A 25,160-nucleotide genomic window follows, 5' to 3' on the forward strand; every position below is an offset into this window, starting at 1 on the left:
GGATTCCATGAGATTACGGATTCAGAATTTTTTTAACTCCAGTGTGGGGTACTTACCATTTAAAATCATCGAAGGCATTTTTGGCATTGTCAGCTTGTCGCTATACTCTCATTTGCTTTTGCCACACGAATACGGGCTATACGGTATTATTAATAATACCGTTATGCTCACGTATTTGCTGGCTTTTGGATGGTTTTATTTTGTTGCTATGCGATTTATTGGAGAAATCGATAATCTGGATGAACGAAAAACATTTTTTTCCAATATGTTGTCGTTACAAGGACGCATCTATGGCCTGTTAATATTGATATACTTAGGCTTATCGATGATTTTGATTTACGGATTTTCATTTAATCCCTGGTTGCTGGTTGTATATGTGGTTTTCTTTGTGGGATATATGTTTAATCAATTTTATATTAATCTCTTATTATATGTTCACATGCGTTTTTTGAATGTTGTTCTTGTCGTATTGGCAGCAGTATTAAAACCAATGCTGGTCTATGGATTTTACAAATCAGGGATTGATACAATCTATATCTTATTTTTGGGACATGGTGTAGTCGATATTACGCTAGGACTTATCGCCTTTTACTATATTCGTCCATATCGATATTTTTCAAAAAATAGCATCAAAAAAGAGCAGTTTAAAGAGTACTTGCGATATGGTTTCCCATTAATTGGCTTAACACTAACTATGTATGTGTTAAATATTTCAGACCGATATATTCTTCGGTTTTTTTATTCGGAGTATGTAGTTGGTCTATATGTTCCTAATTATGCGATTGCTTCATCGACATTTTTAATGATTGCCTATGGACTGTCGCGAGGGTTTTATCCTAAACTTTTAACGGCATGGGGAAAAGAATCTAAAAAAGAAGCAGGACGTATTCTTTCGTTTGGTATCAAAACATATATTTTACTTGGACTTCCGGCGGCAACGGGAATGCTGCTTTTATCAAAAGATATTGGACAGATTATTATTGCCAAAGAGTATGAAGCAGGATATGCGGTCATAGGAATTGTTGCTTTTGGAATGTTTTTTCTTAATTTAGCCGACTATATGAATAAAGAATGGGAGCTGAGTAAAAACACTCGACCTATTTTTATTAACAGTTTGATTGCAGCGGTGGTGAATTTAGGATTGAACTTGATACTTATTCCAAAGTATGGGCTCATTATGGCAGCCCATACCACGCTGGTTGCTTCCATCATTTACTTTGTTGCAAGTGGTGTTCGACGCAAAAAAATTCTTGAAGTGGTGATAGAAAAAAAATATCTATTTTCTGTGATTTTTGCTAATTTAGTGATGAGTATTTGTGTTATAATAAGTGCAGTGTTGCCACTTCAAGGATATGTGCTTATTGTTGCTAAAGCGATGATTGGTATTGTAAGTTACTTTGCAGCATGGTTTTTAATGAAAAAAATACTACGATGAAAAAGGTGATAACAATGAAAACGGTAGCGCTTGTTCTGTACTATCTTGTAGGAAAGCACTTGCCAAAATCTCAAGGCAAACTTGGTGCAATCAGTCAAGCCATTCGCTATTTTTTATGCAAATATATTTTTGATCAAATAGGTGCACAGGTAAATATAGAAAAGAATGTCTTCTTTGGTTCGGGTAGAGATATCTCAATCGGAGAGCAATCGGGTATTGGGGTTAATGCTTGGGTGCAGGGACCACTACACATAGGCAAGTATGTTATGATGGGACCGGATGTACTGATTTATACTAAAAATCATGAGTATGCCCGCACAGATATTCCGATGATTCACCAAGGCGATACAGAGCCTTTACCCGTAGTGATTGAAGATGATGTATGGATTGGTGCTCGAGTAATTATTCTACCGGGGGTAACCGTTGGTACAGGAAGTATTGTCGGTGCCGGATCGGTAGTTACAAAAGACATTGAACCTTATTCCATTGTTGGTGGGGTTCCTGCAAAAGTGATAAAAAAAAGAGAGATGTAAATGAATTAGGTGTTAAAATGACCGATGTCGTTTTGGCACCTAATCCATGAATGGAAAGGGATTATATGAAAAAAAAATTGAATTACATTGATGGGTTAATTATTGTATTGGTGTTGGCAGTGATTGCAGGTGGAGTGTGGTATTTAACAAAAGACGATGCAGAAAGTGGCATTATTACACGTAAGACAGAAGTTGTCTATAAGGCAGAGGCAAAAAACCTTATTGACAGCACCGTAGAACAGATTCAGATTGGTGATAAGTTAGTGGCAATGGGCTCAGTTCAAGATGCAGAAATTATTGATATACAATATCGAGATGCCTATGTTGTGGAAGCTGTCGATGGTCAATTAGTACCCATAGTCCAAGCAGGGTTAAAAGATATCGTTGTTACCATTAAAGGAAAAGCCAATCAATATGGACCTTATATTGATTTGGGTGGTCAAGAAATAAAAGCAGGTTCAAAATATTACATAAAAACAGATGTGTTTGAGGCCTATGGTAATGTGGTCGAAGTAACATCAATCAATTAGAGAAGATAGGAAAGGCAGGCAGATGAAGATGATTAACAAACAAGGAAAAGTAGCGGGCAAAATTCATATCTTTGATATTCTTATATTACTTGTAATATTATTGGTTGGTATTACTGCATTTGAGCGTTTGACGGATAATGAATTGATTAGCTTTAGTCAGGAAGAAGACGTAAAAATTAAGTACGAGGTTGTGTTTACTGAATATAGTCAAGATTATTTTACATCTGTGGCTGTAGGCGACCAACTAGCCGAAGATAAAAAATATTTGGATGCAAAAGTGACCAATATTTTGATTGAAGACCGTATGATTACCCGTGTCGATAATGAGGGAAAAGCTATCTCAGCACCTGACCCAATCAAAAAAAAGGTGACCATTGAAGTGGAAGCAACGGCAACATATGAAAACCCTATATATAAAATAGGCAAGCAAGAACTTAGAGAAGGGTTGCCACATTTTTTCGTAACACAAAAGTGTAATCTTTCAGGAGTTATCTCTCAATTGCAACGAATAGAATAGAAGGTGTTAATCATGAATAGTATACGTAAAAAAATATATGAAAGCTATTTTTATGCCGTCATTCTAGGGATTTGCCGATGGGCGACAGCTTCAGTTTTTTTTCGTCCAACACAGTATAAAGGACATAAGAAAAAAGTGGAAGCCGTTTATAACTCTTGGTTTGCTCGAGTATTGATGAGCATAGATAGTGGATTTGAAAAAATAGCTAAACCTTTTCGTAAAGCTTTTTTCGACAGTTTTTTCATGAAAATCATTCGTCGTATTGATGCGTTTAGTCGAGAAAGTGTTCTATGGAAAGTTGCAGGACAATTTAACTTGGTCTACCTTCTTGTACTATATATTTATATAGACAAGTTTATGCGAACTTACCTCGTTGGACTGTCAAGTATTTGGGATGAAGTGCTGATGTTAGTTTTTATTGGCTGGATTCTGATACGACGGGTTTTATTTAACCAACGGTATCGCTTTAGCGATATTGACTTACCGCTTTTAAGCTTTATTGGGATATACTTGACAGTAATGTTTCTTTATTCCCCGGAACTGAATGTGGGTATAGAAGGCTTACGAGCTGTCGTTCAATACATGTTCTGGTTCTTTCTTGTATTACAGCTATTGGATAGTCAAGTGGTCATTCAGCGTACAGTGTGGCTTCTGACAGTAAGTACAGGGTTACTAGGTCTACATGGTACATATCAATATATTACAGGCGCTGAGATGCTTGGTAACTGGGTGGATAGTAGTGAAACTATTACAACACGGGCGTACTCCATAGTAGGGGGCCCTAACGCCTTGGCGAGTGTTTTGGTTCTTGGGATTCCAATTGCTATTGGCCTATTTGTAGCAGAAAAAGACGTTATAAAGAAAATAATTTTTATGTTATCGGCATTGTTTATGGGAACAGGATTGATTTTTACATTTTCCCGTGGTGCATGGATTGCAACATTTTTAGCGGTTGTACTTTTGTTTGTCTTTATTGGCAAGCGTCTTTTGGTTCCGATAATTACCTTATTATTAGCCGTAGTTTTATTAGTGGATAATGTATGGAATCGTATTAGCATGCTGTTTACAAAAGAGTATGTGAGTAAAGCGTCAGAAGGCGGACGAATATATCGATGGACAACTGGATTAGCAGAATGGTCGGAAAGTAAAATCATTGGGCTAGGAATCGGACGTTATGGTGGTGCAGTAGCGACAAATCATGGACTGGCACCATTTTATATGGACAATTATTATCTAAAGACATTAACTGAATCAGGTCTTGTGGGTTTGATATCGTTTATTTTATTGCAGATACATACAATGCTGCAGTGTTTTTGGTATATCAAAGGAATGGACAAGCCGTACAATCGTGTTGTTTCCTTAAGTATTTTTTCAGGAATGCTTGGGGTTTTGATGCATAATGGTGTCGAAAACATTTTTGAATCACCGTTTATGGTAAGCTTCTTTTGGATGTGCGCTGCCATCATTGTCGCGACATTTAAACTAGAACATAGGGGGACATCAAATGAAGAAGATTAAGACATTATTTATTGCAAATATTTTTCCGCCAATGGGTGGATCTGGCGTTCAACGCTCAACCAAATTTGTCAAATACTTTAAAGGGCTTGAGATTGAACCTATCGTTTTAACTCGAGAATGTGATCAAGAGCAAGATGTGACACTTTTTGAAGATGTGCCTAATGATACAAAAATTATACGAACAAAAGCATATGATTTTACTCAATGGCCTCAACCCTTCGCATTGTTTGGAAAAGTCATTGCACGTAAGATTTTAATCCCAGATGCAGATTATGTGTGGTACAAAAAAAGCCTTCAACGTGCAATCGAATTAATTAAAGAGGAAAAAATAGAGTGTATCTATTCAACATCGTATCCATATAGTGATCATCTCTTAGCCAGAGATATAAAGCGTCACTTTCCAAAGATTCCTTGGATTGCAGATTTTCGTGATGAATGGTCGATGAATCCATACATTATTGATAAAAAATACAGTCAATATCGTACACGTCGTGAAAAAGCCATGGAAGAAAGTGTGGCAAAAGAGTGTGATTACTTTATTGCAAATACGCGTATCATGCATGAAAACTTTTTAAGTATGTATCCATACCTTGATAAAAAATCGACGATTATCACCAATGGATTTGATGAAGAGGATTTCTCACATATTGACAAAGAGTATCAAAGACAAGAAAAATTTCGTATAGTTCATCCGGGTGTAATCTATGGTAATAGAAAAATAGATAAAATACTTAAGGCGATGAAAGAGTTAATCGATGAAAAAATTGTAGACAAAAAAGATGTTGAATTTAAGTTTATTGGTGATATAAAAAAGGATGTAATTCTTGAAGAGGGCAAACGCTTTGGACTGGACGATGTTATGATCTGTCCGGGGTATATGAGTCATAAAGAGACGATCTTGGAACTCAATAAAGCCGAAGTGTTGCTACTGATTCTTCGTGAAGGTGAAGGCGGCAGAAATATCGCTCCTGGAAAAATCTACGAATATATTAATTCAAACCGACCGATATTAGCCTTGGCGCCCAAAGATGGAGTGGCAGCGGAAATCGTTGACAAGACCAATACAGGTATTGTGTGTGCAACCACAGATGTTGCAGAGATAAAAAAAGGGCTGGAAAAGCTCTATAAAGGTTGGAAAAATAATGAATTTCATATTCGACCGAATTATGATATAATTAACAATTATAGTCGAAAAACGCTTACACAGCGACTATCAGAAGTTATTCGTACAGTTGTAGAACAATGAAAGGGTCAGTAGAATGAAAAAAGTCTTAGTAGCAGGATATTATGGATATCAAAATTCAGGAGATGATGCGATACTGCATTCAATATGTAATGATATCTTGGCGTTAGATATTGAGACATCCATCACTGTACTGTCCAATCAACCACAACTAACGATGCGCGAATATCCTGTGTTTTCGGTGAATCGTTTTAATTTTCACGATGTATTAAGAGAAATCCGTTCCTGTGATGTTCTCGTTATGGGTGGTGGAAGCTTGATTCAAGATGCGACAAGTACTCGATCGTTGTATTATTATCTTTTCCTCATTTGGAGTGCAAAGCTACATAATAAGGCAGTTATGTTATATGGCAATGGCATTGGCCCGATTCATCATTGGTATAATAAACCGGTGTCACGATATATCTTGAATAAAGTAGATATTATTACCCTTAGAGAACACCTTTCAAAAGAAGTGTTAACGAAGTTAGGCGTCAAGCGCCCCCGGATTCAAATTACAGCAGATCCGGTGTTTAACCTTGAAATTAGTCAGAATAATGGATATAAAGATATATATGATTCTGAAAAGATTCCTAAGGACAAGCCTCTTGTTGGTGTTATGTTTCGAAGCTGGATGTATGAAGAGTCCTACACAAAAAAAATGGCAAAAATATGTGATGCGATTGTTGAAAAGTATGACTATCATATTGTCTTTGTACCTATGAAGCATCCGGCGGATTTGGTCATCTCGCTTGAAATACTTAAAAAAATGAAACACCCAGGAACGGTCATAGAAAATCGTTATAACGAAGAACAAATGATTCGGTTAATGGGAGACTTGGATCTGATTTTGAGCATGCGTTTACATGCTTTGATTTATGGTGCACTTAATAATGTGCCAATGTTAGGATTCAATTACGATCCTAAGGTAGAATACTATGCAGAAGAGTTAAAAATCAGCTACGTAAAAAGTATGCGCCATATACGTGTCAATCAAGTTATGAAGCAGATTGATGACATTATTTCAAATAAGGATTCATATAAAGCGCATCTTAGTGAACAAGTTAAGAAACTCAAACTTCAGGCCAAAGAAAACCGAAAGTATTTACATGATTTATTATAATAAAGACATACAATATACGAGGTGAATTATGAAAGGAACAGTTGTAAACACATGGATCAAAACCTGTAAAAAAGTCTATGACACTGAACACGTACATGCAGCATTAAAGTCTGTTGATTTTAAAGAAGATGTTGTTTTTTCTCCTTTAGTTGACGTGGAAGATGAACGCGTCTTTAAATTTGTAGAACACATGGCAGGTAATACAGGAAAAGAAGTTGCCAATGTCTGGAACGATATTGGGGTTGATAATATCCAAGCTTTTAAAAATGATTACCCAGCTTTTTTCAGACCGGATAATGCATTTCAATTTTTAAGTTTAATGAATGATGTACATCAAATTGTTATTAAGCGTGTCTCAGGTGCAAAACCTCCAATACTCGATATGGAACCTATAGGTGGCTCAAAGGCACGATTTACGTATCGATCAAAGCGAGGAATGTTTGACTACTTTTTAGGACTCATGGAAGGGGTTCAAAAAGAGTTTGGGGAGACCATTCAGATTAAGGAGCTTAATCGAACAACAACTGAACTTGAACTTGAATTGACGTTTGAATATACCATTGAAATACGAAAAAATTATCGAATAAACACATTGTTCTCTTTTGGATTTATCCGTAGTACCAATGTAAAAAGTGCCATTTTATCAATGTTGCTTGGAGCAGCGGTGTTGTTTCCGCTTGCCGGCATCACTCAGATGATGAATATTGGCGGAGCCGGGATTGCAGTAGGTGCCATCGGAGTATTTACCTACATATCAAATAAAGTGATGAACCGACCGCTCAATCAGATGAACAAGGAGATATCCAGGTTGCAACAGCATAACTTTGGGGCGAGAACCAAAGTAAAGTCAGCAGATCAATATGATGATTTGTTTAACAGTGTTAACCAATTTAAAGACATTGTGTCCAAAGACTTTGTAGGCTTTAATAATATGGCGGATGAGATGACAACATTTACCAATGCGTTATTAGATATTTCTAATAGTATGTCCCATACTTCAGACGACATATCTGATGTTGTCGAACAGTTAGCCAATGCTGCAGGTAGCCAAGCAGAAGAGACGGAAAAATCCATTTATATGCTGAATGATAATATTCAGGAAGTGAAAAAGATTGCAGCTGAAGAAAATAAAAATAAAGATGAATTAGAAACATCTGTAGCCAAAATTGAATCAAGCTTTAAAAATGTTGAAAAGACAGCGAATGAGATTGATGATGTATTAGAGAAGTTTAAAGTCGTTAAAGAAAATGGTCTTAAACTTATGGGAAGTGCCAAAGACATCACGAATATTGTTAGTCTGGTTTCTGCGATTTCTCAACAGACAAATCTGTTGGCCCTTAATGCATCTATAGAAGCTGCTAGAGCTGGAGAAGCCGGAAAAGGTTTTGCAGTAGTTGCAGAAGAAGTTCGAAAGCTATCCGAAGAAACCAACAGTGCCGTTGAGAAGATCAACAACAGCTTAGGTGTGTTTGTCGGAGAAATTGAAGCCTTAGTAGATGATGTGGATGACCAATACGTAGTCCTTGAAAAAGAAAACGGACAATTATCAACAGCGGTCAATGAATCAAGTGATGCAAACACCACCATACAAGCCGTTGCACGAAATATGGTTCAGACATCGAAAAAACTGGAAAAAGAGACAGAATCTATTTCAGATGTATTTACCAATATTGAATCGCTTGCAGCAATTGCAGAGGAAAACTCTGCTTCGGCACAGCAAGTGAGCTCCAACGTGACGTCCTACACAGAACAGATTAAGAGCTTGTCAGATCAAATCAATGAATTCAAAGAATTGACGAAAGAATTTAGTGAAGAATTAACAACGTACCATATATAGAAAAAAATATATTCGTGATACGTCAAATGGCTGCTGCAAGTTGATTGCAACAGCCATTTCATTGTTTTTATATAGCAAAGCACTTATTTAATAAGTAATTCATCTAAAACACGTCCATCGACATCTGGAAGGGCAACTTTAAGCAACTTGGCAAATGTCGGGGCTTCATCAACAAGATGTGCATGATCCAAGACAGCGCCTGAACGAATATCTGGACCCATAGCCAAGAATAATGTTTTTAGATTCTCATGCTCAGGTAAAAATCCATGATCACTTCGATAACAATTGGGAAGCTGCTCTCTTGGCACTACAATTTGGTTGAGTGTATGATTTCTAAAGATATAACCGTCCTTTGCTTCAAGTATAAATGAATAGGGACCATCAAGATGATGGCTTGCAATAATTTCTTCACGCGTAAAAAAATGTTTGATGGGGGAATTGTTCATTTCGACAAAATCAGATAAGACTTGTTGGACACGGGAATACAAGGTCGTATTTGTCGGATTTTTAAGCTGTATCTGAACACTTCCACCAGCAGAATTTGCGTAGACATCATTTGATAAGCCTTCTTTTTTAAAGAGGGTGTTTAAAAAGATGACATGGCTAAAATCATTACCCCCGTGGTCGCCGAGAAGTACAATATTGGTCGTGTTATAAAGACCAGCAGATTTTAGCGCTTCTATGAGTCTACCAAGTCGCTGGTCCATTTTATCTAGAACATGGTACGCCTCGTCTGAAAAGACACCATGCACATGTCGGATTGAGTCAAGTTCAGTAAAATGGATACCCATTAAATGTGGCTTTTTTTGAACAATAATATCCGTACTTGTAGCTTCGATAAAGTCATCAAGTTGGGGCTGGCTTTTTCCATTGAGCAGATGTCGGTGCTTTAAGACAAGGGGTAACATCGACATGCTACCATTTTTTAGATAAAGCGAGAACATACTTTTTCCATGGTCAGACCAAATCTCAGGAATATTATAGTCAATTGCCGATTTGGCATTAGCCATCACCGGCCAAAGAACCGAAGCTGTCTTTAAGCGCTTTCGTTTTGCAGCATCAAAAAGAGTCGGGACCTGAATAGACTTTTTATGCCAATGCCATTCTTGACGTAACGGATCCTTTGGATTTGCGATTTCATTATGATAAATCCCATGGCGATAAGGATAGGTTCCTGTTATAATTGAAGTATGGCAACAATAAGTAAGCGAAGGATAAATCGATTCCACAGATTTGATATAGCTACCATGCTCCATAAAGTATTTGAAATTCGTTAAGGTACGAAGGTAGGATAAATCTTTTGCATTTAAAGCATCTAGAGATATAATTAATAAATTATTGATCATAATTTCCTCCTATACAAGTTGGGTTTCTTTAATTATACTATAGATATAGTAACGGAACAAATAACAATAAAGCATATGACACCATATATAAGTTACAGTAACAAGGAGATTAAGCCAATGATGAGAAAACGCAACCTTATTCAACAAATGAATCGGTTTATTTTATTAAGACAGATGATATACTTGATTCTTTTTTTAGGAATCATTAGTGGGTTAGTTTATTATATACTTGTACAATATCATATTATTAAGAGCCAAAAGACAATTGAACCGATTGTTATTATCAGTGCAATCTTTGTGTTGGCATTGATTAACGGGTTTTTACTCCTAAGAGATGGAAGCTTATATCGTCGCTTTATTTTTAATACGGAAAGTAGAGAGCATGCGTTTACGCATGTTGAAAAGCTCAATCAAGATTTGCGTGCACAACGCCATGATTTTCTCAATCATATTCAAGTGCTCTATAGCCTGATGGAGTTAGAAGAATATGAAGAAACACGTACGTATTTGAATCACCTCTATGGAGATATTATTAAGGTGGGCTCAAGAATTAAAACAGAAAGTGTCTCGGTGAATGCACTTTTACAAGCAAAGTCCAATGAAGCAGAAAAAAAAGGGATACAATTTCAAATCCTTCTTAAATCCCAGTTATCCAATATACCTATCGGAGAGTGGGAGCTATGCCGTATCCTTGGCAATCTTATTGACAATGCATTTGATGCATTAGATAATTCGAATAAACCCAATAAAACGGTAACGATTCAAATTTATGAGGCCATAAAATCTATTGAAATACGTGTCCGAAATAATGGACCCTTTATTCCGGAACACATGCGCCATAAGATTTTTGAGGCAGGCTTTAGCAGTAAGGGAGAAAAAGAAGAACGGGGTATGGGACTTTATATCGTTAACGATTTGTTGGAAAATCAAGGGCATAGTATTGTATTAGAACAAGAAGGAGACGTCTGTTTTCATATTTCATTAAAAAAGTGATGTTTTAATCCGGTTTTTGATGTTTTGAGGCAGGATGAGTTGTAATTTATTCTAAAAGGCGTATGATGAAGCTATAGATGTAAATTAGGAGGTGCATTATGGAGTGGATAGCAATAATTCTTATAGTTATAGGAATTCTATTATTAGTTGCAGAAATCTTTATTCCTAGTTTTGGTATTACCGGTGCATTAGGAATTGTACTAATTATCGTTGGGGTGATTATAACTGCAGAAACCTTTATGGCAGGCATCATTATATTTGCAGTGATTATTGGCGTTGCAATGGTCTTGATGATTCTGGCGTATAAATTGGTTTCAACAAAGGGAAGTCCTTTTGTGCTAACAGAAAATCTTCATGAAGATACACCAGAAAATCTTGAGTATTTTAAAGGAAAAAAAGGCGTGGCGATAACCCCGTTAAGACCTTCGGGAACAGGAGACTTTGATGGTGTACGACTCGATGTGCTAACCAAAGGCGAATTTATTGAAAAAGGCACAAGTATCCTTGTAGATGAAGTTGCAGGCAAACGTATCTTTGTTAAAAAAGTTTAGGAGGGTTTTATATGAGAATATTTACATTGGGAGTGGCTAATCTGCCTCAGGAATTAGGAACATTGGTTATTGTTGGTTTGGTTGTATTAATCCTTGCTATTTTCTTTAGTGTCATACCAATCCGTTTATGGATAGCGGCTATTGCATCCAATGCAAAAGTAGGGATTATTACACTGATTGGAATGAAGTTACGTCGTGTAAAACCATCCAATATTGTACTACCGCTTATCCGTGCAACCAAAGCAGGTTTAGATGTATCTATTAATCAATTAGAATCCCATTATCTTTCGGGAGGGAAAGTAGGGCGAGTTGTTGACGCGCTTATTGCAGCTCACCGAGCGAAGCTAGAATTAAGCTTTGAACGTGCAGCGGCCATTGACCTTGCAGGAAGAGATGTACTAGAGGCGGTACGCATGAGCGTTAAGCCAAAAATCATTGAAACACCGGCAGTTATCGCAGTGGCAAAAGATGGTATAGAAGTTAAAGCTATTGCACGAGTAACCGTTCGCGCAAACCTTGATCGCCTCGTGGGTGGTGCAGGTGAAGAGACAGTGATTGCGCGTGTTGGTGAAGGTATTGTAACAACAGTAGGTAGTGCCGAAAGTCATAAAGAAGTTTTAGAAAATCCGGATTCAATATCGGAGCGTGTTCTTAGCAAAGGACTGGATTCAGGAACGGCATTTGAGATTTTATCCATTGATATTGCAGATATTGACTTAGGTAAGAATATCGGTGCCCGCCTTCAAATCGAGCAGGCTGAAGCTGACAAGCAAATTGCACAGGCACGCGCAGAAAAACGACGCGCCATAGCTATTGCCCAAGAACAAGAAATGCGAGCACGGGTTGAAGAGATGCGTGCAAAAGTTGTCGAAGCAGAAGCAAAGATTCCGTTAGCGATTGCCAAAGCATTTGAAAATGGACAATTGGGTATCATGGATTATTATCGAATGGAGAACATTAAGTCGGATACTGCAATGCGAGAAGCCATTAGCGAAGGCAGTGAAGAATAGGTGGTGCATACCATGAAAAAAAGATCTGAGGAGTATAAGCATTATTCAGAGGTGGATTATAACCAGGAACAAAAGAAAAAAGTATTGAAGCATCCCCTTTTAAAAGGCGCTTCAAAAAAAGATCTAAAACGCGGAATAATATATAGTGAAGTATTAGGAAAGCCGAAAGGTTGGTAGTTGACAATGAAAGTATTAATTGCAGATGATGACAAAAGCATGCGCTTTGTTCTTCGAAAAGCGTTAGAAAAACATGAGGATATCAATGTTGCATGTGAAGTAGATAGTGGAAGTAAAGCTGTGGTAGCCTTTGAAAATGAAAAATTCGATGCTGTTTTTTTAGATGTAGATATGCCGGAGCTTGACGGTATTGAAGCGGCAAAAATGATATTGGATATTCAACCAAAGTGCATCATTGTTTTTGTCACCGCATATGAAAGGTATATGCAGGATGCATTTGAACTATATGCGTTCGATTATATGGTCAAACCGTTTAAGTTAGAACGGTTGACACAAACGATTAATCGAATGCGCCATTTTATTAGTGAGATGGATGAAGTAAAGCAAGAAAAAGTTGAAGCCATTAACAATGATCTACTCCTCAAAGTCCATGATGGGATGGTCGTCATACGTCCTGAAGAGATTCTCATGATTGAACGTGAGAATAGATGCTCGGTTATTGTTACAGCAAAAGAACATTATAGTATAAACAAATCCCTGGCTGAACTTGAATCTATTTTACCGGAAGATGAATTTTTACGCACGCATAAATCCTACATTGTACGTTTGGATAAAATAGAAAAATTAAATGTATATGGTCGATGGACTTATGTGGTTAAATTAAAAGGAACGAAGAAAGACGCTTTGTTGACCAAAGAAAAAGCAAAAATTCTTGAAACAATTTTTAATCCACTATAAGTTGAGTGCGTGACAAAAAGCTTTCTGTCAAAAAAATAAAAATCAAAAAAGCAGATGCATGTACAGCTTTGGCTGCAGCATCTGCTTTTAATATGGCTTTTAATATGGCATCCCATAAAATAATATGAGAATTATTCGATAACATCGCCCATGGAGTACATTCCTTTTGGTTGATGGGCAAGGTATTTGGCTGCGTTAACGGCGCCAACGGCGAAAATTTCCTTGGATTGAGCAATATGGTTAATTTCAAAAACTTCATCTTTGCCGGCAAAGATTACTTGATGCTCACCAACAATGGTCCCACCACGTAGAGCATGTATTCCGATTTCTTTTTTTGGACGCTTGATGCGTTCTTGACTACGATCATAGGTATAGCTATATTTTTCATCAAGAACTTCATTGATGGAATCAGCAATATAAAGTGCTGTGCCGCTTGGGGCATCCACCTTTTGATTATGATGCTTTTCAATAATTTCAATGTCAAAATTTGCACCTGTAAGCACCTGGGTAGCCTTCTTGACTAAGTTTGCCATTAGATTGATACCAAGGGACATATTGGCTGAAAAAAGAATAGGGATCTTTAATGCTGCTTGGTGGACAAAGGCAACCTGTTCTTCATTAAGGCCGGTAGTACAGACAACGACACCGATGTTTTTGTCAATGGCTGCAGTTAACATTGGGATGACAGCTGGAGCGACGGAAAAGTCAATCACGACATCAGCATCAACATCGCAAGCCTCTAACGAGCTAAACACCGGATAGTCAAAATGCTTTGTAGTGTCTAAATCAATTCCTGCAACAAGTTGTGTACCCGGGTCATCAGCAACGAGTTTTGAAATGGTATGCCCCATCTGTCCGTTGCATCCATGCATAATAACTTTTATCATTCTTGCACCTCAATTCCATAATCAAGGAGGGCTTGCTTTAATAAAGCTTTATTGCTTGGTGCCATTTCGTATAAGGGCAGTCGACATGGACCAACTTCCATTCCCATCATATTCATAGCTTCTTTTACGGGGATAGGATTGGTTTCGGAAAAAAGGTTGGTAATAATAGAATGTAAGGATAATTGCGTGTGTAAGCTTTCTTCTAAGCGACAATTAAGATAATGCTCTACAATATCATGTGTTTGCTTTGGCAGAATGTTGGCTACTACAGAGACAACACCTTTACCACCTAGGCTAAGAAGGGGAAGGATTTGATCGTCATTACCAGAGTATAAGTCTAGCTTGCCTTCAAGCTCGGCTACAACATTCATAACATGACCGATATCACCACTGGCCTCTTTTAGAGCCACAATATTTTCAAATTGAGTCAGTTCTTTTAGGGTGCTTGCTTCAATATTCATTCCGGTGCGGCTAGGGACATTATATAACATAATCGGAATGTTTACGCTATTGGCAATGGCCCCAAAATGTGCGACAAGTCCGCGTTGAGTTGTTTTATTATAATAAGGTGTAACTTGTAATAAACCATCAGCACCTAAACGCTCGGCTTCTTTGGATAGATAAATCCCGTGTTGGGTATCGTTGCTTCCGGTTCCTGCAATAACAGGAACACGCTTATTGGTTACCTCAACAGCAGCGCGTATACATGCGAGATGTTCCTCATCATTCATTGTAGAAGCTTCACCGGTAGTTCCACAGATAATTATGGCATCAGTACCTTCGCTGATTTGCCAATCAATAAGTTTGTGAAGCTTGTCAAAGTTAACAGAATAATCTTCATTAAAGGGTGTAACGATAGCGACCCCTGAACCTGTAAATAAAGTCATAGTATCCTCCTTCATAAAAAAAAGTCAGCATGTGCTGACTGTGCGTTACCATAATCGAATTATTGGTGTAACGATACACAGGTAGCACTCCATCTTGTGTACAAGATGACAGTTAGTAAGCTTTTAACTTAAAAACCAGGATCTAAAGTCACAGGACTATATTCCTTCGGCATATTTACCTTTCAGAAAATATCAAAAATACCTGTGTATCTCCATTATCCTACTGATTAAACATGCACCTCTACCAACAAATAGTTGATGTTCTTATATCAACAATAGAATAACACTACTAGAAATAAAAGTCAATTAGATCTTTTCTTTAATAATTATAGCATATTTCTTTGAAATATCACTAGGTATATAGTAAAATGATAGAGAAGAATTGAGGTGATATTCGATGAAGCTTAAGCGTATTTTTGGTATTATTATAATATTGATTATATGTCAACTATTATTAAGTTATTATATCTATGAATATACAATGTTTGAGCATCCGACAGGAAAATTTTTCCTCATCTTTGTGACGAATTGGATATTGATTATTTATGCGGTCGGATATATATTTAGGGATTATACCAATCTGTTTTTAACATTAAGACGATTTGATCGGAATTTGGATACAACCACAATACTCTATGAGCTTCTTAAGGAACTTGCGGGAATTGAAAATAAAGAAGAGATTTATGATAAAATACTGGAAGCGGCGTTAAAATCCATACCCTCGGGAAAGATGGGCTCAATTTTATTAAAGCATGATGAATACTATGTATTTGAAACGTCCAAAGGATTTAATCATGAATATCTTGAGCTGATTCAACTTCGAGCCGAAGAGACGGGTCTATATAAATTGACAGATGGCAAGATGGATAAAACGGTAGTGATTAAGGACATACATCAACTTAATCAAGGATATATGGATAGCGTTCAGATTGAGTTATTAAAAAAAGCCGGAACGGATAAAGTGAATTCCTCTATTACAGCGCCAATCAAATTGCGCCAGCATGTCATTGGGATGATTAGCTTGGATTCAACAGATCATAATGCTTTTGATCGTAGTGATATTGAGATATTGGAACTGTTTGCCTTTGAAGTATCCAAGTTTGTCCAAATGTATGAAACAATGGAGTTAAATCTTGTTATGTCCCGTTATGATGAACTGACCAATATATGTAATCGTAGATATGGACGTGAACAGCTAAAACGTCTAATGAAAGCAAAGACCCCATTTGTCTTGGTTTCAATTGATTTAAATAACTTGAAAGCGGTTAATGATATGTATGGTCATGATGTCGGTGATGCATTGATTCAAAGTTTTGTAAAAAACACAAAAATTTTTATTAGTAAGGATGATATTATCTCAAGATATGGTGGAGATGAATTCATTATCATTTTTCCAAAGCACACACCGCTAGAAGTAAGGGTGATACTGGATGATTTGAAGCATTATTTAAAGAATCAATCGATTATGAACGAAGGTCCGCCTATCAGTGTTAGTTTTAGCTATGGCCTTGTCGAATATCCGAGTGAGACCATTAATTATGATGAGTTGTTAAAAATAGCGGATGATCGGATGTACAATAATAAACGAGAGAAAAAAGAGTATACTAACTTACACTAGATACTTTTGACTATGAGGAGAAGACATGTTTGGTGACATAATATATGTGGAGCGTAAGCCGTTATTGTGGAAGTCTGTTGAAAAACGGGCAAATCCAAATTCGAAAAGAATCGATTATATCATTTTTCGTACAGCAAAGTATCGTCATTATGGGATTGATATTGGATATGGACGAGTAGTCCATTTTCAAGGCGATAGTTTTTGGAGCCGACATGAATGTCGGGTGATTGAAAGTTCAATGGAAGAATTTTTAAAAGATGGAACGCTAGGGCATGTGGCGAATTTAGAATATTCTTTTTCAAGAGATGAAGTTGTGCGAAGAGCGTTAAATCATGTGGGTTCAGATTTTGGCGGATACAGTATTAAGGATAATAATTGTGAACATTTTGCAAGATGGTGTGCGACGGGAGTTCGTAGTGCAAGACAGTCCATTTTATATAATTATTTTCCTGCATCAGAGATTATCTTTTTGCGAACACTTGCTGTGGGTAACTATATGGGACGTATACTTTTAAAAAATTTTTTTAATGAATAAGCATAATCTAAAACAGGTACAGTAAGGAGCTTGATTTGAATTCTCCTGACGGTACCTGTTTTTTATATAAAGGTCTATAGTATTTTATGATGGGCTTAGTTTATGCTTTTTCATAGCGAATACGTGTACGAATCTGTTTTTCAGCGTCTTCCACAGAGATGCCTTTTCTTTGTGCATAACTTGTTACTTGATCCTTGCCGATGTGGAAAAGATCATAATATCTGGAGCGTGGGTGAGCAAAGTAGAGACCGCTAACACTTGCACCAGGAACCATCATATAGCTTTCGGTTAATGTCACTTGGCTATTTTTATCTGCATGAAGCCACTCAAAAAGTGTCAGCTTTTCAGAATGATCGATAAGGGAAGGATAGCCAAAGGCTGGTCGTATTCCTTGATATTTGGCCTGTAGGAGATCTTCTTTGCTTAAAACTTCATCTGCAGCATATCCCCAATAATGCTTTCGAACGTCTTCGTGAAGCTTCTCGGCAAAGGCCTCAGCTAGGCGGTCTGCAAGAACACGAACAAGTAAGCTGTTATAATCATCGTGGTGCTCATGATAAGTCTGAACTAGTTTTTCGACACCAATACCTGCGGTGACGATAAAGCCACCGATGTAATCGGTTATACCGGCAGATGAGGGAGCGATAAAGTCCGAGAGGCAAAGATGCGCAGAATTCTCCTTTTGCTGACGATAATTATGTAAACAATAATCACCATCGGGTGTGGTGATGATGATATCATCACCTTTAGCATAGGCGGGATGAATACCTAGAACACCCTCAGCAGTTAAACTTTGGTCGATTGTTAATTGATCAAGGAGTTTTAGTGCATCATCATATAATTTTTTAGCCTCTTTCCCGATAGTTGGATCTTCGAGGATATCCGGAAAGCGCTTTTTCATTTCCCAGGCGGTAAAGAAAAATGTCCAATCAATATATGGGATTAGTTCCGGTATTGTAGCTTGTATTTTTTTGATTCCGATAAAATTAGGTTTATGTATAGTTGAGTCATCAAAGCAAAGCGCTTCTTTTAATGCTACGGCTTCATTGTAATCGAGTAATTTGGATACATGTTTTTTAGATACTTGGCTGACACGGTCGTACTCTTCATACATGGAATCTACAAAAGCTTTATGATGCTGCTGGTCCTGAAGCTTTTTAGCTGCTTCTACACCTTTGGTGGCATCTTGAGAATATACAACAGGGTGGCTATAATTGGGCGCAATTTTAAGAGCTGTATGTAGCATAGATGTCGTTGCACCACCAATTAGTAGGGGAATGGAAAAATTATTTTCTTCCATCATTTTTGCCATTGTTGCCATCTCATCAAGTGATGGGGTGATGAGTCCACTTAATCCAATCATGTCCACATTTTCTTTTATGGCTGTCGCGATGATTTGTTCAGGTGGAACCATAATGCCAAGGTCAATGACTTCAAAGTTATTGCATTCAAGTACGACGCTAACAATATTTTTTCCGATATCATGGACATCGCCTTTGACGGTTGCCATAAGTACTTTTCCGGCACTGGTTGACGCACCTTTTACATTTTCTTCTTTAATAAACGGGAGTAAATAGGCGACAGCTTTTTTCATGACACGAGCGCTTTTAACGACCTGGGGAAGGAACATTTTCCCGCTGCCAAATAAGTCGCCGACAATACTCATGCCATCCATCAAAGGTCCTTCGATGATGGAGATAGCATTGGGAAGTTCTTGCCTTGCCTGAGCCAAATCCTCATCAATATAGGTGGTAATTCCTTTGATCAAGGCAGTGCTTAAGCGTTCGGTTACGGGTAGGGTTCGCCATGTGTCAACAGCTTTTTCCTTAGTTTCAGACCCTTGTGTCGTAAGGGTGGCAGCATAATCTAGTAAAGCATCGGTAGCATCTTTTTGGCGATCAAAAAGAACATCTTCGACTTTACTTAAAAGTTGTGGATCAATATCATCATAGATTTGGATCATTCCCGGATTGAGAATAGCCATATCCAGACCCGCTTGAATGGCGTGGAATAAAAAGGCAGAGTGCATAGCTTCACGAATGACGTTATTACCTCTAAATGAAAAAGAGAGATTGCTTAGTCCACCGCTGGTTTTGGCGTAGGGGAGATTTTTTTTGATCCATCTTACGGCATCAATAAATTCAATGGCATAACGATTGTGTTCAGTAATTCCTGTAGCAATGGCCAAGATATTGACGTCAAAGATAATGTCTGCCGGGTTAAAGCCTAGACGATTAACGAGAAGGTCATAAGCGCGCTTAGCAATCTGAATCTTACGTTCAAAGCTATCGGCTTGCCCGTGTTCATCAAAAGCCATAACAACAACAGCAGCTCCAAATGCTTGAATGATACCGGCTTGATATAAAAATTCGTCTTCGCCATTTTTTAAACTGATTGAGTTGACAATGGGTTTACCTTGAATGGATTTGAGTCCTTCTTCGATGATTTCCCATTTTGATGAATCAATCATAACAGGGACACGGCTGATATCAGGTTCAGATGCAATAAGTTTGAGAAAGGTTGCCATCTCTTTTTTACCATCGAGTAGTCCATCATCAAAGTTGACGTCGATAATTTGGGCGCCGTTTTCTACTTGATGTCTGGCGATGTCTAAAGCTTCTTCATATTTTTGTTCGCGAATTAAGCGGGCAAATTTTCTTGAGCCAGCGACATTGGTACGCTCACCAATATTAATAAAGTTGAGTTGTGCATCGATAGTTAGTTCTTCTAATCCGGCGATACGGGTTTTAATGGACGGTTTTTTAGGAACTCGGGGGGCATAGTTTTTGAGCAAATCAGCAATAGCCCTAATGTGCGATGGCGTGGTTCCACAACATCCTCCAACGATGTTTAACGCATCGGCTTTAGCTAATTGATGTATAAATTCAGCTGTTTGTTCAGGCAATTCATCATAGGCCCCTAATTGATTTGGAAGTCCGGCGTTGGGGTGGATGCTGACATAGAGTGGCGTGATTTTTGCCAGTTCTTTGACATATGGAATTAAGTCTTTTGCCCCAAAGGCACAGTTTAAACCGATGCTGATAACATTTTTGTTTTGCATTGAAGCGTGAAAAGCGGATAAGGTTTGACCGGAGAGGGTACGTCCGCTTTTATCAGTTAGGGTTCCGGAGAGCATAATGGGAAGTTCAATACCTCGTGCATGAAAGACTTCATCACAGGCCATGAGTGCAGCGCGGGCATTGTGGGTGTCAAAAATCGTCTCGATAAGTAAGAGGTCTACTCCACCATCAACTAAGCCTTCGATTTGAGTGATGTAAGATTGTTTGACATCATCAAAATGAACACTTCGATAGCTAGGATCTTCAACTTTTGGGGACATGGATAAGGACTTATTCATCGGACCGATGCTTCCCGCGACAAAACAGGTTCTAGAGTTGGTTTTATAATAGGCTGTGAGGGTATCTTTTGCTAGTTTTGCGGCTTCATAATTAAGCTCATAGGCGAGTGCTTCAGTATCATAATCGCTCTGTGAGATTGAAGTTGAATTAAAGGTATTGGTCTCAATAATATCGGCACCAGCGTTAAGATAGCTTAGGTGAATGTCTTTTATAATATCGGGGCGCGTCAAGACAAGAATATCATTGTTCCCTTTTAGATTGACAGGGTGATCTATAAAACGCGCTCCGCGATAGTCGGCTTCATCAAGTTTATAGTTTTGAATTTCCGTTCCCATAGCGCCATCTAATATAAGAATACGCTGACGGAGTGTGTTTAGAAAAGTTGTCATCATATCTGCCTCCTTTGATTGTATTATATAATAAAGCATATCCACAAGAATAGCAATATTTATCCGACAAAAAGGATTCATGTTAGGCAATCGATAGAACAAATGACAAATATAGCTTGATGTTGATGTGGGTTATCATTTATACTAAGAGCAGATGTTTAGACGATAAAGTAGTTTAATTAGGAAGGGAAAGCGATGAAAAACAAAATAAACAACAAGGAATTTGGAATGTTAACCTATGGAATTACGCCGCCTAAAGCACATCATTCTCACGAAAAAATTCAAGAGATTGCCGCGCGTCAAATCAAGCGGATAGAGCAGCTGAATGTGGATGCGCTAGTTATCTATGATATACAAGACGAAAGTGATAGAACGGATGAGAAGCGAATCTTTGACTTTATCGAAACGGTTGATCCATCAATATATGCCAATGAGTATCTCAAAGTGCTTAAGATGCCAAAAATTGTCTATCGCTGTGTTGGAAACTATGACAAAAAAGATTTTGTCCGATGGCTCAATTCAGGAGAAGATCAATATAGTGTATTTGTAGGGACGGCTTCCAAAAGTCAAGCGATTACTATATCTCTTGGAGAAGCCTATGAAGAAGCTCAACAAACAGAAAAGTCCCCACTACTAGGAGGTGTAGTCATACCGGAACGTCATTTTGAACGACGTGATGAACCCAAGCGCTTGGCAAGAAAAGTAGAACAAGGGTGTGAGTATTTTATCTCACAATGTGTATATGATGCATCTATAAGCAAAGCATTTTTGCGAGATTACAAAAAGTATTTTGAGGAAAATAATTTAGATATTAAACCGATTATTTTTACACTGACGCCATGCGGCTCGCCAAAGACACTGCAATTTATAAAGTGGTTAGGGATTCGAGTGCCAAAGTGGGTTGAAGATGACTTGCTTGGGGCCAAAGATATGCTTGATCAATCCTTAAACCTTATTGAAGCTTTTTTCGCAGAATTATCAGTATATGCAAAAGAGCTAGGAATACCAGTGGGATGTAATGTAGAAAGTGTATCCATTCGTAAAGTGGAGATTGAAGCATCAATAAAATTGGCAAAAGATATTCGTGAATATATTAATCGAAAAAAAATGTAGTGCGCTTTTAAAAGCGCACTACATTTTTTTAAAAAGTATTATAACAACTTAAATAAGTTTTTCAAGGATTTTGTTGCTACGTGTGATGAATGCGGACATCTTTTCAGGATCTAATGTCTTATGGCTAATCATAGCTAAATCATAGAGTTGCTCGCAGAAAAGTTTAACATCATCGTCTTTTGTACTATCATCTTTATGTTCAAGAATATATTGAACCAAAGTATTATTTTTATTCAGTACAAGTGTCTCTTCGGTAGGTAAGTCACCCATGCCCATACCCATCATACCATACATTTTAGTCATATCCTGCATGCGTCGAGACTCTTCTGCCAGTAAAATCATGGCAGAGATGTCCTTGGACTTTAAGGTTTCGACTTGAATTTTCATATCGTCTTTGGACAAGGCTTTTTTGAAGACACCTTCAAGAGCTTCTTGAAGTTCTTTAGCTTCTTCTTCAGTATGTGTATCTTCACCTTTTAATGTATCTGTTAGGTCAGCATCTATACGTGCAAACTTAACATCTGTGTTTTTCATTTCCATCGTACTAATAAAGGGTTGATCAATGGAGTGATCCATGATAACTGCATCCATCTCATGGGATTTGAACATATTGACATATTGAGATTGGATTACTTTATCGGTGACATAATATACCTTGTTCTCATGTTTTTCTTTATTGGCTTCTAAGTATTCAGGAAGCGTAGTGAATTTATCATAGATAGTTTTGTATAGGATGATATCCTTTGTTTTTTCGTAGAATTTTTCATCGCGTAGGCAACCAAATTTGATAAATGGATGAATATCGTTCCAGTACCCTTCATAGGCTTCACGTTCTTTTTTGAAGATACTATTCAGTTTATCAGCTACTTTTTTAGCAATATAGTCGCTGATTTTCTTGACAAACCCATCGTTTTGCAAGAAGCTTCGAGAGACGTTAAGAGGAAGGTCAGGACAATCAATAACACCTTTTAACAATAGTAAGAATTCAGGAATGACTTCTTTGATATTATCTGCAATAAAGACCTGGCTGTTAAAGAGCTTAATTTGTCCTTCCATTGTGTCAAATTCATTGCCAAGACGTGGAAAATATAAAATCCCTTTGAGACGGAATGGATAGTCCATGTTTAAATGAATCCAAAACAGCGGCTCTTTGTAATCAAGAAATGTCTTACGATAAAACTCCTTATATTCTTCGTCTTCGCATTCGCTGGCTTTTTTTAGATACAGTGGTGCAGGGTCGTTTAACATTTTGGGTTCATCAGCGATAATGTTCCCATCGTCATCTTTTTTGGGCTCTTCATGGATATCAGTTAAGTAGATAGGATAAGGCATAAAAGAACAGTATTTTTCAATAGTTGTACGTAGTGTCCAGCTGTTTAAAAATTCTTTGCCTTCATCACTTATGTGAAGAACAATCTCTGTACCAATCTCAGACTTAGTTCCTTCTTCAAGTTCGAACTCTGTTCCACCATCACATGTCCAGTGAATAGGTTTTGCACCGTCTTGATAGGATAGAGAGTGGATTTCAACAGTTTGTGCAACCATAAAGGCAGAATAGAAACCAAGACCAAAGTGTCCAATAATCTGGTCTTTGTTTTCTTTGTCCTTATATGTATTAATAAAGTCTTCAGCACCGGAAAAAGCGATTTGGTTGATATACTTTTTAACTTCTTCATCCGTCATACCAATACCGGAATCTTTAATCGTAATGGTTTTTGCTTTGCTATCTAAGAGAACATCAATTTTAAAGTCGTGTCCTTCGGGAATGCTGTATTCGCCCATTCCATCAAGTTTTCTCATCTTGGTCATAGCATCACTGGCATTGGAGATGAGTTCACGCATAAAAATATCGTGATCGGAATAAAGCCATTTTTTTATAATCGGAAAAATGTTCTCACTATGAATGGATAAACTACCTTTTTCTTTGCTCATAATAACCTCCTGTAGATTAAAATTCTACATATATGATAACGCGAGAAAAACAAAAAGTCAATAGAAAATTAGCACTCGATTTAATCGAGTGCTAACAGGGTGGAGATGCCTTGCTTTTTAAAGAAGCGAAGCATTGAATCATCAAAGTACTGTTCAGCTGTTTTGTCAAGCGTGAAGGAAGCATAGTTCGTTCCGGTAATAATGCGAATCTTATTATCTTCATAATTGAGGGTAAAGATAAAACCTCCAATCGCTTGGGATTCATTAAAACGAATTCTTTCCAGTGTTGAATGGACAGCATTTGGATGTAGGGAAAAGGTGATTTTCATTGAAGTAGGAGGCTTTTGACCGCGAATCAGGTTAAAAGCGTGGGCTTTAAAATCCTTCCACCGGATATGCGTCAGTTCGTTTAATCGATCAGGGTCATCTGTATCTAAAAAGTCTTTGCGCACCTGACCGTCAACGTGCACTTTAAAAAGTTGCACAAGTTCAAAAGAGACGCATAGGAATTCGTCAAAGACCTCTTCTTTTAATAATTTTTGCATAACCTGTTTTGTATCTTCTAAAATAAAACTAATCACTTTATGACCATCCTTTATTATTTGCTTTGTTCTTACATTATAGTATGAATTTTTGGATGTGGCAATGTTATCGGAGAAAGGTTTTTCTTGACAGCGGTGCTAAAATCCGATATCCTAAGGATATAATTTAATTTAAAGAAAGTAAGAGGACTTTTTATGTATGTGTCTTATTCTTTTGAATAAGAATTGAATAATTTTTGCAACAGGTAACCAGACAGCGACAAGGTCGCTTTGTTCTTGTGTGCAAAATTACATACATATATAATTTCGGTTTTACATATACTATTTGAGGCTCGTAGATTGTATCTATGGGCCTTTGTGTGTTTTTT

The 25,160-nt window shown here is 37.5% G+C and carries 22 protein-coding genes and 1 riboswitch; of the genes, 16 read left to right on the forward strand and 6 right to left on the reverse strand.

The annotated features are described in order from the left end of the window. Positions 1 to 7: 7 nt before the first annotated feature. The 8 genes from QBE53_01490 to QBE53_01525 all read left to right on the forward strand — a co-directional run bounded on the left by QBE53_01490 (position 8) and on the right by QBE53_01525 (position 8,715). On the forward strand, positions 8 to 1,435 hold the full coding sequence (locus tag QBE53_01490) for a lipopolysaccharide biosynthesis protein (GenBank protein ID WZL81798.1): 1,428 nt from the start codon (positions 8 to 10) through the stop codon (positions 1,433 to 1,435). 14 nt (positions 1,436 to 1,449) lie between these two features. Next, complete coding sequence (locus tag QBE53_01495) at positions 1,450 to 1,968, forward strand: DapH/DapD/GlmU-related protein (GenBank protein ID WZL81799.1); 519 nt, start codon at positions 1,450 to 1,452, stop codon at positions 1,966 to 1,968. A gap of 65 nt (positions 1,969 to 2,033) precedes the next feature. Then, positions 2,034 to 2,498 (forward strand): DUF4330 domain-containing protein, encoded by a 465-nt coding sequence (locus tag QBE53_01500; GenBank protein ID WZL81800.1) that lies wholly within the window; start codon positions 2,034 to 2,036, stop codon positions 2,496 to 2,498. Positions 2,499 to 2,520: 22 nt separating this feature from the next. Further along, positions 2,521 to 3,015, forward strand: coding sequence for a DUF4330 family protein (locus QBE53_01505; protein ID WZL81801.1), 495 nt, complete (start codon positions 2,521 to 2,523; stop codon positions 3,013 to 3,015). Positions 3,016 to 3,027: 12 nt separating this feature from the next. After that, positions 3,028 to 4,533, forward strand: coding sequence for an O-antigen ligase family protein (locus QBE53_01510; protein WZL81802.1), 1,506 nt, complete (start codon positions 3,028 to 3,030; stop codon positions 4,531 to 4,533). Next, entirely contained in the window at positions 4,520 to 5,779 is a 1,260-nt protein-coding gene (locus QBE53_01515; GenBank protein ID WZL81803.1) for a glycosyltransferase, read from the forward strand. The genes QBE53_01510 and QBE53_01515 overlap by 14 nt, the downstream gene beginning before the upstream one ends. A gap of 13 nt (positions 5,780 to 5,792) precedes the next feature. Then, the gene (gene csaB, locus QBE53_01520; GenBank protein WZL81804.1) at positions 5,793 to 6,878 is read left to right on the forward strand and encodes a polysaccharide pyruvyl transferase CsaB; all 1,086 of its coding nucleotides are present in this window, start codon (positions 5,793 to 5,795) and stop codon (positions 6,876 to 6,878) included. A gap of 28 nt (positions 6,879 to 6,906) precedes the next feature. After that, positions 6,907 to 8,715: a heme NO-binding domain-containing protein gene (locus QBE53_01525; protein ID WZL81805.1), complete on the forward strand. Its 1,809-nt coding sequence runs from the start codon at positions 6,907 to 6,909 to the stop codon at positions 8,713 to 8,715. 83 nt (positions 8,716 to 8,798) lie between these two features. Here the strand turns inward: QBE53_01525 and QBE53_01530 are convergent, their stop codons facing one another. Then, a complete protein-coding gene (locus QBE53_01530; GenBank protein ID WZL81806.1) occupies positions 8,799 to 10,061 on the reverse strand; it encodes an ectonucleotide pyrophosphatase/phosphodiesterase in 1,263 nt (420 codons plus the stop codon). Positions 10,062 to 10,178: 117 nt separating this feature from the next. Here QBE53_01530 and QBE53_01535 point away from each other — a divergent pair, with 117 nt between their 5' ends. From QBE53_01535 to QBE53_01555, 5 genes are all read left to right on the forward strand, one after another. Then, entirely contained in the window at positions 10,179 to 11,054 is an 876-nt protein-coding gene (locus QBE53_01535; GenBank protein WZL81807.1) for a Spo0B domain-containing protein, read from the forward strand. A 98-nt stretch (positions 11,055 to 11,152) separates the two neighbouring features. Then, positions 11,153 to 11,605, forward strand: a complete 453-nt coding sequence (locus tag QBE53_01540; GenBank protein ID WZL81808.1) for an NfeD family protein — start codon at positions 11,153 to 11,155, stop codon at positions 11,603 to 11,605. Positions 11,606 to 11,616: 11 nt separating this feature from the next. Further along, entirely contained in the window at positions 11,617 to 12,615 is a 999-nt protein-coding gene (gene floA / locus QBE53_01545; protein WZL81809.1) for a flotillin-like protein FloA, read from the forward strand. Between the two features lie 12 nt (positions 12,616 to 12,627). Then, positions 12,628 to 12,792: a hypothetical protein gene (locus QBE53_01550; GenBank protein WZL81810.1), complete on the forward strand. Its 165-nt coding sequence runs from the start codon at positions 12,628 to 12,630 to the stop codon at positions 12,790 to 12,792. 6 nt (positions 12,793 to 12,798) lie between these two features. Continuing rightward, on the forward strand, positions 12,799 to 13,530 hold the full coding sequence (locus QBE53_01555; protein WZL81811.1) for a LytTR family DNA-binding domain-containing protein: 732 nt from the start codon (positions 12,799 to 12,801) through the stop codon (positions 13,528 to 13,530). 131 nt (positions 13,531 to 13,661) lie between these two features. On the opposite strand, the gene dapB is transcribed toward QBE53_01555, so the two are convergent. Both dapB and dapA read right to left on the reverse strand, forming a co-directional pair. Beyond that, positions 13,662 to 14,417 carry a 4-hydroxy-tetrahydrodipicolinate reductase gene (dapB, locus tag QBE53_01560; GenBank protein ID WZL81812.1) on the reverse strand — a complete coding sequence of 252 codons (756 nt, stop codon included), beginning with the start codon at positions 14,415 to 14,417 and terminating at the stop codon, positions 13,662 to 13,664. Continuing rightward, a complete protein-coding gene (gene dapA, locus QBE53_01565; GenBank protein ID WZL81813.1) occupies positions 14,414 to 15,304 on the reverse strand; it encodes a 4-hydroxy-tetrahydrodipicolinate synthase in 891 nt (296 codons plus the stop codon). Before dapA ends, dapB begins: the two co-directional genes overlap by 4 nt. A gap of 74 nt (positions 15,305 to 15,378) precedes the next feature. Then, positions 15,379 to 15,556, reverse strand: a riboswitch (Lysine riboswitch). A gap of 145 nt (positions 15,557 to 15,701) precedes the next feature. Between dapA and QBE53_01570 the strand changes: the two genes are divergently transcribed. Both QBE53_01570 and QBE53_01575 read left to right on the forward strand, forming a co-directional pair. Next, positions 15,702 to 16,922, forward strand: coding sequence for a sensor domain-containing diguanylate cyclase (locus tag QBE53_01570; GenBank protein WZL81814.1), 1,221 nt, complete (start codon positions 15,702 to 15,704; stop codon positions 16,920 to 16,922). A gap of 25 nt (positions 16,923 to 16,947) precedes the next feature. After that, a complete protein-coding gene (locus tag QBE53_01575; GenBank protein WZL81815.1) occupies positions 16,948 to 17,457 on the forward strand; it encodes a lecithin retinol acyltransferase family protein in 510 nt (169 codons plus the stop codon). 100 nt (positions 17,458 to 17,557) lie between these two features. On the opposite strand, the gene metH is transcribed toward QBE53_01575, so the two are convergent. Then, positions 17,558 to 21,208: a methionine synthase gene (metH, locus tag QBE53_01580; protein ID WZL81816.1), complete on the reverse strand. Its 3,651-nt coding sequence runs from the start codon at positions 21,206 to 21,208 to the stop codon at positions 17,558 to 17,560. Positions 21,209 to 21,400: 192 nt separating this feature from the next. On the opposite strand from metH, the gene QBE53_01585 reads away from it, so the two are divergent. Continuing rightward, positions 21,401 to 22,318: a methylenetetrahydrofolate reductase gene (locus tag QBE53_01585; GenBank protein WZL81817.1), complete on the forward strand. Its 918-nt coding sequence runs from the start codon at positions 21,401 to 21,403 to the stop codon at positions 22,316 to 22,318. A 48-nt stretch (positions 22,319 to 22,366) separates the two neighbouring features. Here QBE53_01585 and htpG read toward each other — a convergent pair whose 3' ends face one another. Further along, entirely contained in the window at positions 22,367 to 24,250 is a 1,884-nt protein-coding gene (htpG, locus tag QBE53_01590) for a molecular chaperone HtpG (GenBank protein WZL81818.1), read from the reverse strand. A gap of 80 nt (positions 24,251 to 24,330) precedes the next feature. After that, on the reverse strand, positions 24,331 to 24,831 hold the full coding sequence (locus QBE53_01595) for a DUF5721 family protein (protein WZL81819.1): 501 nt from the start codon (positions 24,829 to 24,831) through the stop codon (positions 24,331 to 24,333). Between the last annotated feature and the right edge of the window lie 329 nt (positions 24,832 to 25,160).

The sequence above is a fragment of the Vallitaleaceae bacterium 9-2 genome (genome assembly GCA_038396585.1).
GTDB lineage: Bacteria > Bacillota > Clostridia > Lachnospirales > Vallitaleaceae > UBA1351.

Coding starts and splice junctions, on each gene's coding strand:
- QBE53_01535 (WZL81807.1), top strand. CDS start 10,179: ATGATGAGAAAACGCAACCTTATTCAACAAATGAATCGGTTTATTTTA.
- QBE53_01495 (WZL81799.1), top strand. CDS start 1,450: ATGAAAACGGTAGCGCTTGTTCTGTACTATCTTGTAGGAAAGCACTTG.
- floA (WZL81809.1), top strand. CDS start 11,617: ATGAGAATATTTACATTGGGAGTGGCTAATCTGCCTCAGGAATTAGGA.
- QBE53_01510 (WZL81802.1), top strand. CDS start 3,028: ATGAATAGTATACGTAAAAAAATATATGAAAGCTATTTTTATGCCGTC.
- dapB (WZL81812.1), bottom strand. CDS start 14,417: ATGATAAAAGTTATTATGCATGGATGCAACGGACAGATGGGGCATACC.
- QBE53_01585 (WZL81817.1), top strand. CDS start 21,401: ATGAAAAACAAAATAAACAACAAGGAATTTGGAATGTTAACCTATGGA.
- QBE53_01555 (WZL81811.1), top strand. CDS start 12,799: ATGAAAGTATTAATTGCAGATGATGACAAAAGCATGCGCTTTGTTCTT.
- QBE53_01505 (WZL81801.1), top strand. CDS start 2,521: ATGAAGATGATTAACAAACAAGGAAAAGTAGCGGGCAAAATTCATATC.
- QBE53_01515 (WZL81803.1), top strand. CDS start 4,520: ATGAAGAAGATTAAGACATTATTTATTGCAAATATTTTTCCGCCAATG.
- htpG (WZL81818.1), bottom strand. CDS start 24,250: ATGAGCAAAGAAAAAGGTAGTTTATCCATTCATAGTGAGAACATTTTT.
- QBE53_01525 (WZL81805.1), top strand. CDS start 6,907: ATGAAAGGAACAGTTGTAAACACATGGATCAAAACCTGTAAAAAAGTC.
- QBE53_01570 (WZL81814.1), top strand. CDS start 15,702: ATGAAGCTTAAGCGTATTTTTGGTATTATTATAATATTGATTATATGT.
- QBE53_01575 (WZL81815.1), top strand. CDS start 16,948: ATGTTTGGTGACATAATATATGTGGAGCGTAAGCCGTTATTGTGGAAG.
- metH (WZL81816.1), bottom strand. CDS start 21,208: ATGATGACAACTTTTCTAAACACACTCCGTCAGCGTATTCTTATATTA.
- QBE53_01550 (WZL81810.1), top strand. CDS start 12,628: ATGAAAAAAAGATCTGAGGAGTATAAGCATTATTCAGAGGTGGATTAT.
- QBE53_01490 (WZL81798.1), top strand. CDS start 8: ATGAGATTACGGATTCAGAATTTTTTTAACTCCAGTGTGGGGTACTTA.
- QBE53_01530 (WZL81806.1), bottom strand. CDS start 10,061: ATGATCAATAATTTATTAATTATATCTCTAGATGCTTTAAATGCAAAA.
- QBE53_01500 (WZL81800.1), top strand. CDS start 2,034: ATGAAAAAAAAATTGAATTACATTGATGGGTTAATTATTGTATTGGTG.
- QBE53_01540 (WZL81808.1), top strand. CDS start 11,153: ATGGAGTGGATAGCAATAATTCTTATAGTTATAGGAATTCTATTATTA.
- csaB (WZL81804.1), top strand. CDS start 5,793: ATGAAAAAAGTCTTAGTAGCAGGATATTATGGATATCAAAATTCAGGA.
- dapA (WZL81813.1), bottom strand. CDS start 15,304: ATGACTTTATTTACAGGTTCAGGGGTCGCTATCGTTACACCCTTTAAT.